18 protein-coding genes are annotated in these 17,993 nt (G+C 49.4%); 9 read left to right on the forward strand and 9 right to left on the reverse strand.

The window, feature by feature from the left end; translation table 11 throughout:
- The 5 genes from J4F31_08670 to J4F31_08690 form a co-directional block, all read left to right on the forward strand.
- On the forward strand, nt 1-619 hold a 619-nt coding region (locus tag J4F31_08670), incomplete at its 5' end, for a hypothetical protein (GenBank protein ID MCE2496631.1).
- Between the two features lie 241 nt (nt 620-860).
- Nucleotides 861-1,763, forward strand: a complete 903-nt coding sequence (locus J4F31_08675; GenBank protein MCE2496632.1) for a hypothetical protein — start codon at nt 861-863, stop codon at nt 1,761-1,763.
- Nucleotides 1,760-2,179, forward strand: coding sequence for a pirin family protein (locus tag J4F31_08680; GenBank protein ID MCE2496633.1), 420 nt, complete (start codon nt 1,760-1,762; stop codon nt 2,177-2,179). The genes J4F31_08675 and J4F31_08680 overlap by 4 nt, the downstream gene beginning before the upstream one ends.
- A 7-nt stretch (nt 2,180-2,186) precedes the next feature.
- Nucleotides 2,187-2,327 carry a hypothetical protein gene (locus J4F31_08685; GenBank protein MCE2496634.1) on the forward strand — a complete coding sequence of 47 codons (141 nt, stop codon included), beginning with the start codon at nt 2,187-2,189 and terminating at the stop codon, nt 2,325-2,327.
- A gap of 1 nt (nt 2,328) precedes the next feature.
- Nucleotides 2,329-2,610, forward strand: a complete 282-nt coding sequence (locus J4F31_08690; protein MCE2496635.1) for a hypothetical protein — start codon at nt 2,329-2,331, stop codon at nt 2,608-2,610.
- A 57-nt stretch (nt 2,611-2,667) separates the two neighbouring features.
- Here the strand turns inward: J4F31_08690 and J4F31_08695 are convergent, their stop codons facing one another.
- Together J4F31_08695 and J4F31_08700 are read right to left on the reverse strand one after the other, a co-directional pair.
- Nucleotides 2,668-3,030: a hypothetical protein gene (locus J4F31_08695; GenBank protein ID MCE2496636.1), complete on the reverse strand. Its 363-nt coding sequence runs from the start codon at nt 3,028-3,030 to the stop codon at nt 2,668-2,670.
- 9 nt (nt 3,031-3,039) lie between these two features.
- A complete protein-coding gene (locus tag J4F31_08700; GenBank protein ID MCE2496637.1) occupies nt 3,040-4,401 on the reverse strand; it encodes a PAS domain-containing protein in 1,362 nt (453 codons plus the stop codon).
- 170 nt (nt 4,402-4,571) lie between these two features.
- Here J4F31_08700 and J4F31_08705 point away from each other — a divergent pair, with 170 nt between their 5' ends.
- The 3 genes from J4F31_08705 to J4F31_08715 are packed head-to-tail and all read left to right on the forward strand — an operon-like array spanning nt 4,572 to nt 7,554.
- Complete coding sequence (locus J4F31_08705) at nt 4,572-5,012, forward strand: GNAT family N-acetyltransferase (GenBank protein MCE2496638.1); 441 nt, start codon at nt 4,572-4,574, stop codon at nt 5,010-5,012.
- A gap of 54 nt (nt 5,013-5,066) precedes the next feature.
- The gene (locus tag J4F31_08710) at nt 5,067-6,461 is read left to right on the forward strand and encodes a sodium:solute symporter family protein (GenBank protein MCE2496639.1); all 1,395 of its coding nucleotides are present in this window, start codon (nt 5,067-5,069) and stop codon (nt 6,459-6,461) included.
- Complete coding sequence (locus tag J4F31_08715) at nt 6,454-7,554, forward strand: alanine racemase (GenBank protein MCE2496640.1); 1,101 nt, start codon at nt 6,454-6,456, stop codon at nt 7,552-7,554. Before J4F31_08710 ends, J4F31_08715 begins: the two co-directional genes overlap by 8 nt.
- Before the next feature lie 216 nt (nt 7,555-7,770).
- Here J4F31_08715 and J4F31_08720 read toward each other — a convergent pair whose 3' ends face one another.
- Entirely contained in the window at nt 7,771-7,977 is a 207-nt protein-coding gene (locus J4F31_08720; GenBank protein ID MCE2496641.1) for a hypothetical protein, read from the reverse strand.
- Nucleotides 7,978-8,074: 97 nt separating this feature from the next.
- Nucleotides 8,075-8,506 carry an Hsp20/alpha crystallin family protein gene (locus J4F31_08725; protein ID MCE2496642.1) on the reverse strand — a complete coding sequence of 144 codons (432 nt, stop codon included), beginning with the start codon at nt 8,504-8,506 and terminating at the stop codon, nt 8,075-8,077.
- Between the two features lie 311 nt (nt 8,507-8,817).
- Here J4F31_08725 and J4F31_08730 point away from each other — a divergent pair, with 311 nt between their 5' ends.
- On the forward strand, nt 8,818-9,336 hold the full coding sequence (locus tag J4F31_08730) for a DUF4395 family protein (protein ID MCE2496643.1): 519 nt from the start codon (nt 8,818-8,820) through the stop codon (nt 9,334-9,336).
- A gap of 26 nt (nt 9,337-9,362) precedes the next feature.
- Here J4F31_08730 and J4F31_08735 read toward each other — a convergent pair whose 3' ends face one another.
- The 5 genes from J4F31_08735 to J4F31_08755 all read right to left on the reverse strand — a co-directional run bounded on the left by J4F31_08735 (nt 9,363) and on the right by J4F31_08755 (nt 17,830).
- Nucleotides 9,363-9,986 (reverse strand): LysE family transporter, encoded by a 624-nt coding sequence (locus J4F31_08735; GenBank protein MCE2496644.1) that lies wholly within the window; start codon nt 9,984-9,986, stop codon nt 9,363-9,365.
- Nucleotides 9,983-11,692 (reverse strand): glycosyltransferase family 39 protein, encoded by a 1,710-nt coding sequence (locus tag J4F31_08740; protein ID MCE2496645.1) that lies wholly within the window; start codon nt 11,690-11,692, stop codon nt 9,983-9,985. The genes J4F31_08735 and J4F31_08740 overlap by 4 nt, the downstream gene beginning before the upstream one ends.
- A 61-nt stretch (nt 11,693-11,753) precedes the next feature.
- Nucleotides 11,754-14,240: a TonB-dependent receptor gene (locus J4F31_08745; protein ID MCE2496646.1), complete on the reverse strand. Its 2,487-nt coding sequence runs from the start codon at nt 14,238-14,240 to the stop codon at nt 11,754-11,756.
- A gap of 27 nt (nt 14,241-14,267) precedes the next feature.
- Nucleotides 14,268-16,385, reverse strand: a complete 2,118-nt coding sequence (locus J4F31_08750; GenBank protein ID MCE2496647.1) for a S9 family peptidase — start codon at nt 16,383-16,385, stop codon at nt 14,268-14,270.
- Nucleotides 16,382-17,830, reverse strand: coding sequence for a sodium:solute symporter (locus J4F31_08755; GenBank protein MCE2496648.1), 1,449 nt, complete (start codon nt 17,828-17,830; stop codon nt 16,382-16,384). The genes J4F31_08750 and J4F31_08755 overlap by 4 nt, the downstream gene beginning before the upstream one ends.
- Nucleotides 17,831-17,993: the final 163 nt, after the last annotated feature.

The following is a 17,993-nucleotide window of genomic DNA, read 5'->3' on the forward strand; positions in this document are numbered from 1 at the left end:
GATCCGGGTTAACACGGCATTGGGCGAAGTTCCCACGAAGGATTTAATGTGCACGTTCTGCTTGATGAACTTGAAGAATGTAATACTCCCCGTTTCCTTCGCAATCGTAACTTTTTTCCTCTCATGTAAAAAGGACGGCACCGGAACTCCGGCCGATTCAGACCACTTTGAAGTTCCCGCAACTAAGGGCTCTTGGTGGGTGTACGATTGGTACTCCATCGACACAGCAGGTGTGGCGACTCCCACTTCCATGCACGATAGTGTATATATTTCAAGGGATACGACTGCCAATGGCCATAGGTTTGTAGTGATCGAAGGGACTTTCCTGGGTCAGCCAGGATTTAAGAGGTTCGAACGTGATTCGGCCGGATTCATTGTAGGCGTTGATGGTACCATCCACTATTCGTACGAAGAGTTTGAGACCGTTTTTGAAGAAGGCAATTTCATGGGATTCATCCGGTGGAAGGACCGAATGCACGACAGCGTCATGGTCACGGTACCGGCAGGTGATTTTGAAACCGTAGAAGCGCGTAGAACGCACTTCCACGCTTCGGGTGTTCCAATTAACCATGCGGGGATTCCACCTTCATTTTCAGCTCTCACTACGCCTCGGGAATAGGAAAGGTAAAGCAAGAAATCGCATTCTACTCCAGCATTCAAAACTGTTCGTCGACCCTGGAGGGTCGTTTGACCAGCTATTTCATTGCGCCTGAATGAACTTGCAAGAGCCGGTGAATAAAAATCGCTTCATAGTCTCTTTTTTTACTCTACACACTTGTAGAATTTAAGAAATCTACCGTCTTTTGCATCGTTATTTAGAATTAGTCTAATCTTTAATAAGCTACAAAAGTTCGGTTAAAATGAAGCGAATCATTCTCCTTATTTTTCTGTCGATCACCATTTCTCTACAAGCGCAAAATGAAAAGCAGCAGCGCGATGCCGAGGCTATCAAAGGCATGTGTGGGTGCTTTGAAGTGGAATTCAATTTTGCCGAAACCTTCGTTTACGCGGAGGATTCCACCTACACGAGTAGTCCTGAAAAACACGCCAAAGCGCTCGAGTGGGTGGAGCTTATTAAAGACGAAGAAGATCACATCAGTCTCCAGCATTTGCTGCTGGTAGGGCCTAGTCATGCCCCAACGGTCATCAAGCACTGGCGCCAGGACTGGATGTACGAAAACACGCAACTCTACGTGTATTTCGCCGATGACGAGTGGATGCGCGTTAGTTTAACGCCCGAAGAGGTAGCAGGTCAATGGACACAAGAGGTGCATCAGACCGATGATCGTCCGCGCTACAGCACCACGGCGAGTTGGGTGCACGTTGACGGTCGCAGCTACTGGGAATCGATGTGTGACGCTCCTCTTCCTCGTCGTGAATACACGATCCGAAACGATTATAACGTAACTGTTCGCCGAAACCGCCAAGAGATAACGAACAGCGGTTGGGTACACGACCAAGACAACGACAAGGTCGTGCGTGTGCGCGGCGAAGAGGACCTGGTGCTGGCGCAAGAAAAAGGCTACAACGTGTATAAAAAGGTGGATTCAAGTCGCTGCAAGGCAGCCAAAAAATGGTGGCGTCAGAATAAAGATACCTGGTCGATGGTTCGCAACAGCTGGGAGCGATTCATGGAAGAAAACGAAGATTTGAGCCTGCGGCTCGAAGTGGATGACAAGACCTTGACCGAACACGTTGCTGAACTTGAACGCAAACCCAAAAAAGAAGAAGTAGAGGAAATTGTGGGTAAATTCGTGAAATGATCCGCTATTTGCTTCCGGCCGTTGATATCGATATGGGTGGCTTGCCTGTAAAGCAAGCCCTACCCACCCAAAAAGTGCAACAGGTCGACCCTTACCTTCTGCTCCACCATGCTCACGTTTACCCGATAAAAGACGCTCCGGCGAAACATCAAGGGGTTGGACCTCATCCTCACCGGGGATTCTCACCAGTTACTTTTGTAGTTCAGGGGGCCGTTCATCACCGCGACAGTTTTGGGCACGACCAAGTAGCTCAAAAAGGAGAAGTGCAATGGATGCACGCTGGAGCGGGGATCGTGCACAGTGAAAGACCTACTGACGAAATGATCGCCTCCGGTGAACCTCAAGAGATCATTCAACTGTGGATCAATTCTCCGGCCGCTAAGAAAATGACTCCCCCAACCTACCGGCATCACTGAAGGGGAAATGACTCCTTGGTCACCTGCCGATGGTGTTGATGTGAAGCTGGTGGCCGGGAGGTATGAAGGCCGTGTGAGTAAAACGGAGACCCAAAGTCCATTGTTGATCCTATGGGTTCAGATGGAAAAGGGAGCTCGTTGGACCTGAACTGCCCGAGGGGTATAACGGGTCACTGTACTCCATTAAGGGGGAGCTCTCTGTTCGCAGTTTCGGGGTGATCGATGCCCAGACCCCGGCCGTTTTGGAAGAGGGAGTTCCGCATCCGGCCGTTGAGGCCAAAACCCAAAATCAATTTTTGTTGCTGGCCGGCGAACCGATCCACGAAAAGGTGACGCAGTATGGCCCTTATGTGATGAATACGCAGACCGAGATCATGGAGGCACTGCGCGATTATCAAATGGGGAAAATGGGAATCTTGATTGAGAATTGACCGAGCAATTAAAATGAGTTGTCGGTAGTGCTCAAGGCCAAATTAGGCCTCCCGAAGTTAATTGAACAGGTCTTCATCGAGTTCGAGTGTATTCACTTTGGCCGCGATGCTGTGAATGTGTTCATCGAGCTCTCTGGCAGAATCGTGCAGGTTCTTACACATCTTCTTCAGCTCTTCGGCTTCTATATTCTCGTCATCAATGAGGTTCAACAACCCCATGATTCGAGCCAATGGAGCACGGATCTCGTAACTTTGACTCCGGGCTACCTCGCGCCATTTTTTCTTTTGATCCCTAAGGTGTTGTAGCAGGGTTTCTTCGGCGGTAACGCCCATATGCGTACCAATGACCCTCTCAGGGCCTACCTGCCTTATCGAAGGCGACCACGCTACCCCTGTCCAGAATGTATCGATATCCTCCATTCTTGTGTTTCATGCGGATAACCATGTTGATCTCGTTTTATCACCGTTTTCGATCTCGGCTATACGCTCAAAAGGCTTATCGCGGTCCTCGGGGTGAGTCGCATCGAAGAAGAACTGCAAGCTGTCCTCGATCTCTCCGACCTCGTACCCGAGCATATTCCACCATCGCGCATTGACAATGTTGGTGTTCTTTTTGATGTTAAAATCCCAAACTCCAAGGTCTGCCCCACGAATAGCAGAATTCATCCGCTGTTCACTTTCATTCACCTTTTCCTGAAGGAGCATGATCTGATCCATGTCAAATAACAAACTGTTCACGTCCCGCAGACTTCCATCGGAATTGAAGGTGTTGAACCAGAGCATTTCGACCCATTTCACGCCTCCTTCCTTGGTCACCATTCGAAACGGCTTTGACCGCTGGGTGTTATTTGACTTTTGTTCGGATACGGCGTTACTCAGAATGGATAGATCCTCTGCCAAAACCATCTCCGAGAATCTCTTTTTGCCGGCAAGCAGTTCCTCCCGCTCATATCCGAGCAGGGATTTAACATTCTTGGTGACGAATGCGATATGCAGGTCATCTACATTCGACCAAGTGAAGGCCACCGCATTGGTTTGATTGATGATCTCACGAGTACGCTCTAGTTCACGATCCCCTAAAATTCGCTGTGTATCGTTCCAGGCGAACATGCTTATCGCCTGAACCACACCATTTATCGGTTTATTCGGCCGAAGGTGTATGTCTATATATTCAACACCCCAGGGAAAGCGAAACGGAAGTACGAAATTCCGTGCTTGGCCTTCAAACGCACGGTTCAGTTCTTTTTGAATGAGAGCGAAACTTGGATCGTTCAGGATCGCTCCTGCAAAAAAAGGCTCACCGAGCTTTGGGGTTCGGTTAAATGCTTTATGAGAAAAATCGAGGTGACTGTTATTAAAGAATATATAGTGGTACAACCGATCGACGGATAATATAGCCAAGTCTTTGAAACTTTCAATGGCATCGAGAATTATCTTATTTGCTTGAATATTCTCGTCCTCACGCCTCGATCGATCCGTATCGTCCTTGTACCAAACCAGAACTCCACCTTCGTGAGCGTACACGTTAAAACTAAACCACCGGTCCGATTTCGAATAGTATTGACGATACCGAACTATTTCACCTGTCCGAATCACTTTATTGAATGCCGAAAAGAATTCACCCGATCGATCTTCGGGAAATTCCTCCCACACATTTTTTCCCATTAAATCCGTAGGTTCTCGATTCACATACTGCGCCGCCGCATTATTCACGTAGGTGTAGTTTCCCGACTCATCGAGGGTAAAGATGCCGTCGGGTAGTTGTTCGATTAGGTTAGGGTCGAAATTCACGGCGTTGTAAAGAAATCAAGGTGCGCAATTTCACGACCCTTCTGTCATTTTCACCTGAGAACTTCTGTATCGCCTGAAGACCGTTCTTTAAACATATCCGTACCTTTAGGGTTAAACCGTAAATAATCAAATCTTTGAGAAGCATCTCGCCCTGCGGGCGGATGCGTATGATGGAACATATTCACGTCTACGACCCCGGCAACCAACCCACAGAACAACAGAAGAACGACTTGATCGACTTTCTCTTTGATCAGCTCGAGCAATATGGCGATCCCCGCCCCAATATTGAAACCTGTTTGAATTACGCGTTATCCTCTGAAAAAGGCCAAGGCGGCTTCGCTGTCGTCCTCGAAGACAACGGCAAAATCAAAGGAGCCACCATCATCAACAACACCGGAATGAAAGGATATATCCCGGAGAATGTTCTGGTATATATTGCCACTCATCGCGATCATCGCGGTGAAGGCCTCGGTCGAAAGGTAATGACCTCCGCAATCGAACGCGCGGAAGGCGATATCGCTCTACATGTCGAAAAAGACAATCCTGCCAAATTCCTGTACGGGAAACTGGGATTCACCAATCCCTACCTCGAAATGAGACTCAAGAAGTAAGTCGTGGATATTCATCCGATCGACGCTGCGATCTTCGGTTTCTACCTCCTATTCATGTTGGGGGTGGGCGTATACTTCATGCGCAAGAACCAAAGTGATGACGATTACTATGTGGGCGGGCGCAATATGTCGGCCGTACACATCGGCCTTTCGGTCGTGGCTACTGACGTTGGTGGCGGTTTTTCCATTGGCCTAGGCGGACTTGGTTTTTTAATGGGCCTGAGTGGCAGTTGGATGCTCTTTACTGGTTTATTGGGCGCTTGGCTTAGTGCCGTGTTCCTAATCCCTCGGGTATATGAGATCAGCAGACTCAACAAACTCCTCACCTTCCCCGAAGCCCTGCGCCATTTTTATAATCCGAAAGTCGCTCTGGCGGCTGCGATCATCAGTATGATCGGATACGTTGGGTTCACGAGTAGTCAAATATTGGCCGGTGCCAAGCTCGCCTCGGCCACTTTTCCGTCCGTTCCCATAAACACAGCCGTATATATCATGGGCATCATAGCAGTTTTGTACACTGCCGTGGGAGGAATAAAAGCGGTGATCTACACCGACACCATTCAATGGTCGATCCTGATGATCGTACTCGTATTCATAGGAATTCCGTTGGGGTACAATGCCATAGGAGGGCGTACAGCCATTGTGGAGGTTTTGGATCGCTCGTATTTACAGCTGAGCAATGTTTCCTGGGTTCAATTGCTAAATTGGAGCATCACCATTATTCCGATCTGGTTCGTGGGAATGACCCTCTACCAGCGAATCTACGCTTGTAGAGATGAAAAAACGGCCATTCGCGCCTGGCGATTAGCCGGTCTCTTTGAGTGGCCCATCATGGCCTTTATGGGCATCGCGCTAGGGCTCTTTGCTCGAGTAGCTTTTGAACAAGGAGTATTTGCGGAATTGGGTTACCCGGCAACCGCCGAAATAGATGCCGAGCTTGGACTTCCCCTTTTCTTGAGGCACATATTACCTATTGGACTCATGGGAGTTATGATGAGCGCCTATTTTTCGGCTATCCTTTCCACGGCCGATAGCTGTTTAATGGCGGCCTCGGGGAATTTCACTACCGATATTGCCCCGTATTTTAAATCGCTCCGCAACAAAGGAGTACGAACTTCGCAGATCGTAACCGGATTGGTGGGTATTACATCCGTTTTATTGGCAAGTCACATGCAAAATGTTCTCGAACTCATGCTCTATAGCTATGCCTTTATGGTTTCCGGACTGTTCGTGCCGGTTTTAGCCATGATCGTACATCAAGACCCTTCGCACCGTGCCGCCTTGGGGGCCATGGTCGTGGGCGGAACAACGACACTAGTTCTTATCTTGAGTGGGGTTTCGCTCCCTTTAGACTTGGATGCTAACATTTTTGGGGTCTCGGCCTCTATGCTGACCTACCTTGTTCTAAATCGAATGGACCACCGAACACAAATACCTCATCATGGCTGAGCTGATCATACGCACGGAACATATCCAAGACAATATTCGAAAGTTGGGCACTTATTTCAAGGAGCGCAACATTCAGTGGAGCTTGATCTCCAAGGTATTCTCCGGCGATACCGATTTCATCGCCAAGGTCTTTACCCCGGAGGCAATTCCCTATGTTGATTCCATAGGGGATTCGCGGTTGACGAGCCTTAAAAACCTCCGAGCCGTGAATCCAGATATGAGGACGATTTACATAAAGCCTCCGGCCAAGGTCTACGCCGATGACGTGGTACGCTACGCAAACATTTCGCTTAACAGCTCTTTCGAGACCATTGAAGCACTGAATATCGCTGCCGAAAAACAAGGTAAGGTCCATCAAGTGATCATCATGCTGGAAATGGGCGAATTGCGCGAAGGAGTTCTGCGCGAAGGTATTCTCGAATTCTACGAACGAATCTTCAATATGCCGAACATCGACGTTATCGGCATTGGTTCCAACCTGGGCTGCATGTACGGAATCGAACCCACTCGAGACAAACTCTTACAACTGGCCTTGTACAAAGAATTGATCTCGGCCAAATTCGATCGCGACGTCCCTCTGGTCAGCGGAGGCACAAGCATTACCTTGCCACTGATAGACTCGGGTGTAGTACCACCGGAGATCAATCACTTCAGGGTCGGTGAAGCCGCATTCTTCGGCGTGAGTCCATTGCGCGACGAACAATTCTTGGACCTTTCAACGGATACTTTTGAGTTCTCCGCTAACATCATCGAACTCGAAGAAAAAGAGATCGTTCCCGATGGTGTAATTAGTGAGGCCAATATTGGCCATACCGCAGAATTCAACGAGGAAAAAGACCAAGGCGAAAAATCCTACAAGGCTATACTCGATTTCGGACTGCTCGATGTGGATCAAGAAAACCTCATCGACAATTCGAAATCCATGGAATTCGTCGGAATTACTTCAGATATGACCGTAGTCGATGTCGGGAACAACAAGACCAAGGACGGTAAAACTCGCTTTCAAGTGGGCGATTCCGTGCTGTTGAAACCAAATTACATGGCCACGGCTCGACTCCTCATGTCGAAATTCATCGATCGGAAGTTCGAATGAATCCGAGTTCTTAATTCTTAGTTGGTTGATTGGTTAATGATTAATGGTTAATGGATAATAGCAGAATGTCAACCTCGGGTTAAAACCCGAGGTTTTAAATGCTAAATATTAATGTGGAATACCGCGACATATATAGTTCCCTGATCTGTAGAAGCTAAAGCATAGGGCTCGCTGCCCACTGCTCGCAGACCTCAGCACTAAACCCTAAAAACTCCATTACGGGTGATCGTAAAAGTGCCCTTCGTCCCAGTGCTTGTCGCTTTCGACACCATCTTTCAAGACCTTGTACACCATCCAGAAGACCGGAATCAGACTCAGAATAAACAACAGTGAAGTGAACGCAGGTATGTTGAGGTAGGGCGACATGGCATAAACACCTAAATAACCTGTAGCAAGTAAGATGGGCCATTTAATATTCTCCATAGTACTCTGAATAACAATCGATTGCCCAAATCGGTTCACAAAAAAAACCGCCCTCGTTCATTCGGGGGCGGTTTTGACGATATAGTGACGCCTATGATCAGGCGATTTCAATTTGACGTGGAGCCTGCACCTTCGCTTCTTCTTTTTTGGGTACTGAAACATTCAATACTCCATCTTCATACTTGGCTCCGATCTTGTGCATGTCCGCTGAATCGGGCAACGTAAAGCGACGCTCAAAGCTTCTGTAGTTGAACTCGCGACGAGCGAACTTACCAGTGTGTTCTTTTTCTTTCTTCACTTCGGCCGAAACGATCAACGTATCGTTGTCGAGCTCAATGTGGAAGTCCTTCTTCTTCATTCCCGGTACGGCGAACGACAACTCAAAATGATCGTCGTGCTCCATAATGTTTACGGCCGGAACCGTATGCTTGCCGTTGGGCATCCAATCATTGTCGAAAAGATCGCGCATGAAAAAGTCATCAAAAATACTCGGGAATGCGGGTTTGCGGGTGTGTTTGATCAGTGTCATATTCTTTGTTTTTTAATTCTTAATGTTGAGTTCTTAGCTTAGTTTTCAATCAACTTCAAAAACACCTAGTCAACTTGCATGCCAGCACTTTTTTCGGCCTCTCGGCCGGATGATTTGTTCTAAGTTTATGTCATATTGGCGTTTTTAGTTGATTTTTTCTGACTTTTTGTCGTTATTAAGCTGCTGTTCGATGAAAAACCGAGCGAAAAACTCATAGCTCCTCGGTCTTACTCGGCGGACATTTAGTAACTTTAGGAGTCACAATTCCACCCACCCTGAAAACCATTATTTACCCAAATACTGGCGTTCGTGTGCCCACGCGGACCCTGAGGGTCATTCTCGGGTTGGATGCATTATTCTGCCTGTTATTCGTCGGTGCCGAGCAGCCTGTTTTCCTAGGGCTCGTGGTTCTCGATTTCGTAGGACGCGGCACATTGAACATAAGAGGAAGTGTTTTCGGATTGTTCTTGAAGACAAACGTTGTAGAAAGCGACACCGACCAAACAACTGAATTGGACCCCAAGGCCTTTGCGGCTCGACTCGGAGCGGTGGCCTCATCCACCGCCTTCGTCCTCTTTTATGCCGGCTACCACGCCTGGTCGTCCGGAATCGCCATCGGCGTGGCGGCCTTTTCTCTGAGCGATGCGCTCTTCAAAAGGTGCTTTGGTTCGCAGATTTACCGAAACTACCTGAAACCGTATTTCGACAAGGCGGAAAGAGGCATCGTGCGCGAGTTCAAGGAAACCCCGATCTACAAGATCATAACGGTCCTTTTTTGCTTGGGATTCTTCCCGCTGCTCTACCTCATCGGTCGTTTTCTGGCGCGGTGATCTCTGTGCCTACGGCACGATGAACATCACCATATCCCGCGCAGGAACACCAGCAGCCCCCAGAGTATTAATCCGCCCGCTAGGGCGCGCTGAAAATGAAATACCTGTCGAGGACGAGCGATCTTTTTAAGCCGTTCGGCTCCGAGGATCTTGAAGATATCGGGAAGGATGAAGAAAACGAAGGTGGCTCCAAAATGAAGGATCAGGGTGCGGACTTGAAGATCGTACCGACTTCCTACCAGCAGCACTACGGTAACCCAGAAAAGGATAACCCCAGGATTCACGATGTTGAGCAGGAACCCTTTGGTAAATAGGGCAAACATCTTACGCGTACTGGGAACGTGGATTACAGTAGGACGCTGATACTTGAAGGGCTTTACGAATAAATAGACCCCGTATACCACGATGGCTGCTCCGCCAATAATGAAGAACCACGGATTTCCCTGAACCAGGTGTTCAAGTTGACGCGAGGCCAGGTACGCGGCGATCAAACAACAAAAGTCACTGGTGAGAATTCCGAGGTCGAGAATGGCCGCCGCCAATGGACCTTGGGAAATGCTGGTATCGAGCAACACGAAGAATACCGGGCCAATTAAAAAAGCCAAGAGCAAACCAAGTAATGCACCTTGTAGAATCAATTCGACGGTCATTCCACGATCTCTATTTCTCCGGCCCTTCCGTTTAGTCCCGGCCAAAAGTGTCCTTTCTGTAAGCTCAGCCTGAACAGGTGATTCCCGGGCTCGGGCCATTCGTTCAACTCAAGGTTATACGTTTTAACCTCACCGGGAGCCCAAAGAAGCTTTTCGATCCGGTGGAGTTTCAAGGTGTCGATCAACGATTTACCCTGCTTAAAACTGGCACTTAAATAAAATGGGTAGCTCTTCGGAAATACGACCGTATCCTCACTTCTGTTGAAAACCGTAACCCTGAACCGCCCAGGTTCGCCGGACGACCATGTCGTGGGAAGGTCCGCATCTACCCGTAGGGTATTAAGAGAAAAATACGCGGAATCGATCATGTAGGCGGTCTGTTCACCCGACGAGTGCTCGATGACCCGCTTGTGCTTTTTGGGTATGTCTCCGATCCAGGCCACGCGCTTGCCCCAGTGCAGCGTATCATTGGGCCAATAATCGAACTGCGTTAATCGGTAGTTGATGCTGCTTTCGGCATGGGATGGGATTCCCGTATTGTACCAGTAAACGCTCGGGTGTTTGTACCCATCGTAAAACACGACCGGAGTGTTGCCAAAATGATCTCTCACCTCGTGGGCCCAAACGTGGTTATAGTGGAACTCACGCAACTGTCCGTTGTACGAGAATTCCCCCATGGGCACCACCACCACCAGCCGTAGGAGTATGACCAATACCAGTGACCCTAAGAACGAGTAGATTCCCACCCTTTTCAGTTTCGTCAACGCATCGCGGACGAGGTAGGTGTAGGTAAGGTAAATAGCCGGAATTGCCATTGGAGCAGTCCAATTCTTCTCGACCAGACCGCGAAAACTCATGAGTAAAAAGAATCCCAAGAACCCCCAGAATTGTACCTGCATTACCCTAATGAATCGCTGGTGCGGGTCGCGTGGACGAGCGGGGAATCGGGTAAGGAAGTGAATGGCTGCTCTGATCACGAGCCAAAAACTCACGGGCCCCAAGACCAGTAATTGGGTGAGCACATAGCCCGAGGTGAAGCCGAATTCGTAAGGCACATCCGCTCTATCGAACAAATGGTACTGAACACTCGGGTAATCGTACTGAATTTGCCAAAGAATATGCGGCAAGTACAGAAGCGCGGCACCTAAGGCGATCAGGTAGAACTTGCGGTTCGCGAGCAATCGCGGTAAGGCGATGAGGGTGAAGCCGATCACCAGCACGGCGTGATACTTGGCATAGATCATACCTGTAACGGCAATGAGTAGCCAAAGCGCACCGGACCAATCGTTTCGCTTGAGAAAGTTCAGGAGCGCTAAGAAAAACAATGCCGTAAAGAACATCAGGGGTGCATCGGGCACGGTGATGAATCCGAATACATGTAAGAGTGGCAAGCTCAAGTACAATGGAACGAAGACCTTATGATCGATGGACTTTCCGGGGAGCAGCTTCAGCACGATGGCCAGGGTTCCCGTCGACATCACGACGGTCAATAAACGAGTGGTAAAGGGGTGATGCCCAATCAGCTCTCCGAGCCAGATCATCACCATAATGGCCGGCGGATGATCGAGATATCCCCAATCCGGAAACTGACTGTATACCCAATAATAGGTTTCGTCATTCATGAGCCCGGTGGTTGCCGCCTGCAAGGCGTTTATGGCAAACCACGATATCAGGATCCAAAGGGTCGACTTGGAAAGAGCGGACATACGATCAATTTGTCCGAAAATACTAAACCTTTCGAAATGCAGAAGTAGAAATCGTTTCGGATTAAAAATCGACCCGCAAGGCCGCTATTAGATTTCGACCGGGAGCTACGATACCGGAGCTGTAGGTGCGATAACGGAGGTCAAAGATATTCTCAACCCCGGCGTTGAGCTGAACACGCGGATGAATCTGATAAAAAGCCTTGAAATTCAATGTGTACCAACTGGGACTGTGCAGATTTCCGTTTTCATCGAACTGATAAATACTCGCCTTTTCCAGTTCACTTGGCGCAAGTCGTTCCCAAGGCATTTCGCCGTTGAACATGGCGTACAAATCTCCTTTGAAACGCTTTGCTTGGTATACCGCATGAAAATCACCGAAGGTGGGGGCCACATGCCTCAGCGCATCGCCATTCTTTGTTTCGCCCCGCGTATAATTGTAGTGCACTTCGATCGACCAATGCCTATTTAGATCTCCCAGTAAACCAAGCTGAAATCCATAAACCGTTGCCGATTCCGCATTTTGCAGTGCAAATACCTTACTGAGTTTTCCATCGTAAAGGATGCTGTCTTGACTGTTAAAGGTGAATTCATCGCGTACCATAGCATCGTCCAAAAAGGTGAAGAACGCCGCGGCCTCCACCTTCCACTTCTGCGCGATCTTTCGCGAAACGATAAAATCGAAGTTGTACGCATATTCGGGTCGCAGCTCGGTATTCGGCACAATGACCACACCATGACCCGAATCGAAGAACTTGCCCGTATCATCGATATTCGGAGCCCGGAACCCACTCGAGACATTCGCATTGAACTGCCACAATTCATTCGGCCTGAACGCGATTCCGAAGCTTCCATTCCAAGCGTTGTTGTTCAGTTCAAGCTGAGAAAACGGAAAAGGGTAAGCGGCAGTATCGAACTCCGCATACAGACCAACGTAGTTGATACGCAATCCGGTTAAAAGGGTCAATCGCTCGCTTGGAGTGTACTCCAAACTGGAATAGAGAGCTCCCGTTTTCCAACTCGAGCCTTTCGGATACCTGGAGTTCACCGGAGTCACTTCATTCGTCTCAATATTAATTCCGCGTCCTGTGGATCCCACGCGGTTAAAGACATATTCACCCCCGTAGTACAGCTGATGGCGTTCGCTCAGGCTCTTTTCGAAATCCGCGTTCAGCGAGTAAGCATTTACTTCTTCAAATCGCTCACGACGAACATCGCGGTTCCACTTTCTATCGTGCCGACTTTCCTCGAAATGCTGATATGCAGCAGTGAAGCGGGCTTCATCGTAGATCACCGTTGACTTTTTCAACCGGGCCTTTAGGTGATGCATGATCCACCGCTGTGGGCCGTAATACCATTCGGCGCTCGTAAAAGTATCGTCTTCCTCAGTTTCAATGAGTCTGTCGAAACGGGGAACATCGCTCGACTCGGAGTAGTGAAAAGAATAGGTCAAGTCCCAATCCTCGCCGGGTTCGTAGATCAACTTTTGCATAAAGTTCCATTGCTCATACCCTGATTGCACCTGACGCTGGGGATCACTGTTTGTAAGCACCGTATCTACCCCGTTTATTCGCCCCTGATAGGTAGGCCTTAGAAGCACATCCGATCCTTGCGAACCCATGCGCAGATCGCCGAATTTACTTTGGGTGAAACTCGTTACGAATCCCCAGTGATCGTTCTTTAGCCGTATATCGCCGTGGAAGGTATGCTCGTAGTTGGCCGAAGAAAACCTATAGGCCCCATGACCGTACAAATAGGCCAATTCATTTGGTGAGGTACCCGCTTCGAGTGTATGAAAGTCCATTACCCCACCTATAGCATCGGAGCCATAGATTACCGAACCAGGCCCAAAGATCACTTCGGTGTTCTGCGTGGCGAAGGGGTCTAAAGCGATCACATTTTGCACATTTCCCTCTCTAAAGATAGCGGTGTTCATTCGCACTCCGTCGACTACGAGCAAAACTCGGTTGGTACTGAACCCTCTGATCATTGGCGAACCCCCGCCCATTTGACTTTTTTGAATGTACACCTCACCGCTCGATCCGATCATATCCGCAGCAGTTTGCGGGTTTTGCAGACGCGTTTCTTTGAGCGAGATCTGTTCGATCTTGATCGGGATATCGTGCTTGTCCTGCTCCCATCGATTCGCCGATAAAACCACCTCATCAAGATTCAATTTACTTTCCTCGAGATAGATCTTGAATCCGGCCGCTTTTACTTGTTCCAATGTCAATGACTTCATTTGATAGCTGGCATGTTGAACCGCAATCAGAATATCCAATCCGCCCGAGAGGGTGCTATCCTCAAAAAGCCTGTAAGGAACCCCCCCCCTAAAATCACTGACCGCCGATACCGAATCGGAATACACATAGGCATTCTGAATAGCTTCGAGACTCTGAGCGTCGAGTATTTTAATGCTTTGGCCTGCGGCCAGATGCGGGGCCAGCCCCAAAAACAGAATCACAAGGATGTCTTTCGTCATTTTGGACATAAGCACTGACCACAAATCGAGTTGAAGTCCTGTAGGCTGTAGCGATTGTCCTAGGTTCATGCGGCAAAAGCCACAAAAACCAAGCCGCTATTCTTGAATATTCTCAAGGTCTAAAATGAAGGCGTATTCGAGTGCGGTTTCCTTGAATCGCTGGAAACGCCCTGATGCTCCGCTATGCCCGGCCTCCATATTGGTATGCAGCAGCAGTCGGTTATCGTCGGTCTTGAGGTCGCGCAACTTCGCCACCCATTTGGCCGGCTCCCAATACTGCACCTGGCTATCGTGCAGGCCAGTCGTAACGAGCATATTGGGGTAATCCTCAGCTTCGACCTGATCGTAAGGCGAGTAGCTGAGGATGTAGTCGTAATACTCTTTTTCGTTGGGGTTCCCCCACTCATCGTACTCGCCGGTCGTGAGTGGAATGCTTTCGTCGAGCATAGTCGTTACGACGTCGACAAATGGTACGGCGGCAATGACACCGTTGTAGGTTTCCGGAGACAAATTGATCACGGCACCCATGAGGAGTCCGCCCGCGGAGCCACCCATCGCATACAAGTGCTCCGGACTGGTGTATCCTTCATCAATGAGGTGCTTACTGCACGATACGAAGTCCGTAAAGGTGTTCTTTTTCGTGAGCATCTTGCCATTCTCATACCAATCGCGTCCCATGTATTGTCCGCCGCGAATGTGCGCAATGGCGAATACAAATCCTCGATCGAGCAGCGACAAACGGCTGTAGCTGAATCCCGGATCGATGGTAGCTCCGTACGATCCGTACCCGTAGATCATGGTCGGATTAGCTCCATTCTTTTCCATGCCTTTTCGGTAAACCACCGACATGGGGATCTTAGTGCCATCGTCGGCCGTGGCCCAGATGCGCTCTTCGGCGTAGTTGTTTTTATCGAAATCGCCAAGCACCTCTTGCTCCTTTTTCACTTCGCGCACGCGGGTCGCCATGTCGTAGTCGATCACGCTGCTTGGTGTGGTCATGCTACCATAGCCAAAGCGTAAGGTTTGCGAATCAAACTCCGGGTTATTACCGATTCCGGCCGTATAGGTCTCACTATCGAATTGAATGTAATGCGGCTCACCTTCCCACGGGCGAACCTGAATCTGATTGAGTCCGGCCGTGCGCTCTTCTACCACCAAAAAGTCGTTGAAGATCTCAATGCCCTCGAGCAGGGTCTCTTCTCGGTGTGGAATCACCTCTTCCCAAGTATCCTTGGCGCCTTGATCGACACGAGTACGCATGAGACGGAAGTTCTTCGCGTTCCAGTTGGTTAGGATGTAGAAATAATTGCCGTAGTGCGCCATGCTGAACTCGAGATCGCGTTCGCGTGGCTGCAGCACGCGGAACTCACCCGTTGGGTCATCAGCGGACAAAATGCGATATTCGTTGGAAACGGTAGAAGCACTTCCGATAACGATGTATTCTTTTGACTTGGTCGTGTACACGAAGGTGTTGAAGGTCGGGTCGTTCTCATGGAAGATCTCGACATCGGCATCGGCCGACGTACCAAGCTGGTGTCGGAAGATCTTGTAGCTGCGCAGGCTTTCGTCCTTTACGCTGTAAAAAGTGTGTTTGTTGTCTGCGGCCCACACAGCGCGCCCCGTGGTATTCGGAATAGCATTCTCTAGATCTTCACCGGTCTCGAGATTCTTGAAATGCACGGTATAAATTCGTCGGCTCACGGTATCGACGCCGTAGCTAAGAATCTTGTTATCGGGCGAAATGGAGAGTCCGACCACCTGATAATAGTCATGCCCTTCGGCCATTTCGTTGACGTTAAGTATAATCTCTTCTTCTGCATCCAGCGATTCTTCTTTACGGCAATAGATAGGATACTCTCCCCCTTCAACGAAACGGGTGTAGTACCAATAGCCATTCAAGAAATACGGAACCGACTCATCGGTCTTGGGAATACGCGCCACGATCTCGTCGTAGAGGGTCTCTTGCAGCCCTTCGGTGCCCTTCATCAGCTCCGCCGTGTAGGCGTTCTCAGCTTCGAGATAAGCAATGACCTCCGGGTCTTCGCGCTGATTGAGCCAATAGTATGGATCGATACGGGTGTCGCCATGAATGGTGAGTTCCTTTTCAATTTTCTTCGCTATTGGTGCTGCCATGTCTGATGATGTATTTTCCGGGCTAGTTGCGCATCCGGCCGCGAGGCCGAAAACGGCGCAAAGGAATAAAGTTCGTTTCATAGTTTTTTTTTTACGCGGTTGCTGAGTCCGAGGAGGCCCAAGAACGTTAAACCGCCGTTGATAATCAAGAGTTCGAAGCCGAATGCGAATCCGAACCAGTCGGTCGCGGTGGCATTGAGCGCGTAGCAAAGTACGGGTGAGGCGGTGGCCACAGCGGGCACCCATTTGTCGCGGACGCTGCGCTTGGTAAAGAGCCCGAAGGCGTAAAGCCCGAGCAGTGGTCCGTACGTGTAGCCGGCCGCCGTGAATACCGCGGCGATCACACTTTGGTCGTTGATCTGCTTAAAGATCAGGATCACGATGACCAAGATCACCGAGAACCCTACGTGTACCATTTTGCGGGTTTTTGGCTGCCTCTCGGCAGGATACTCATCTATGTTCAAGAAATCGACACTGAAGCTGGTGGTGAGCGATGTGAGCGCGGAATCGGCACTGGAATACGCCGCGGCAATGAGCCCGAGCAAAAAGAAGATGCCTACGGTAAGGCCCAGGGTGCCCGAGGTGGCGATGGTCGGAAACAGTTCGTCGCCCGTAGCCTCGACGCCGAGCTCGGCCGCGAATTGGTACAGGAGTACTCCCAGCGATAAGAACATCAAGTTTACGAAGACCAGGATGGCGCTGAACCAGTACATGTTCTTTTGCGCATCGGCCAGCGAGCGGCAGCTGAGGTTCTTTTGCATCATGTCCTGATCGAGTCCGGTCATGACGATGGTAATAAAGGCCCCGGCGAGGAAACGCTTGACGAAGTGGCGCGAGTCTTTCCAGTCGTCGAAGAAAAAAATGCGGCTATTGGGGTCGCTGTCGACCGCCGAAATGAGCTCGCCAAATCCGTAATTCCAATGCTTCGCGAGTAGAATTAGAGTGACCGCCACAGCGAGTAGCATAAAGGCCGTCTGAAGCGTATCGGTCCAGATAATGGTTTTGATACCACTGCGGAAGGTGTATATCCAGATCAGTACGATCGTAACGATCACGGTGACCTCGAAGGGCACGTTATAGGCGTCGAAAAGCGCGATCTGAAGCACTGTAGCTACTACGAATAAGCGCAATGCCGCCCCAATGATTCGAGAGACCAGAAAGAAAAAGGCCCCTGTTTTATAGCTCCAGAATCCGAAGCGCTGGTCGAGATAGGTATAAATAGAAGTCAGTTGCAATCGATAATACAGCGGCAACAGAATTTGCGCGATCACCGCGTAGCCTACGAGATAGCCCAGCACCATTTGCATGTAACTGAGTTGACTGCCTTCGACCCAGCCGGGGACCGAAATAAAGGTAACCCCGCTGAGCGACGCGCCGATCATTCCAAAGGCCACGACATACCAAGGTGAGGTGCGGTTTCCGAGGAAAAAAGTGCTGTTGTCATCGCGTCGACCGGTCAGTCGCGAAATGCCGATAAGGACTGCAAAATAGGCGAGAAGTAAGCTGATGACCAGAGTTGGGGACATTTCGCAAAGATGAGTTTTTAGTTCTTAGTTTTAAGTGTTTAGTTCGCATTGTCCAACATTGCGCATGGCGGCGAAGTGTCGATAAAACCCTGACCTTCCCTGATAAGAGTTGACCGTTTTGGTTACGGTTTTTGATATTCAAAGATAGTTATTGGTTTACCTT

The organism is Flavobacteriales bacterium, assembly GCA_021296215.1.
GTDB lineage: Bacteria > Bacteroidota > Bacteroidia > Flavobacteriales > ECT2AJA-044 > ECT2AJA-044.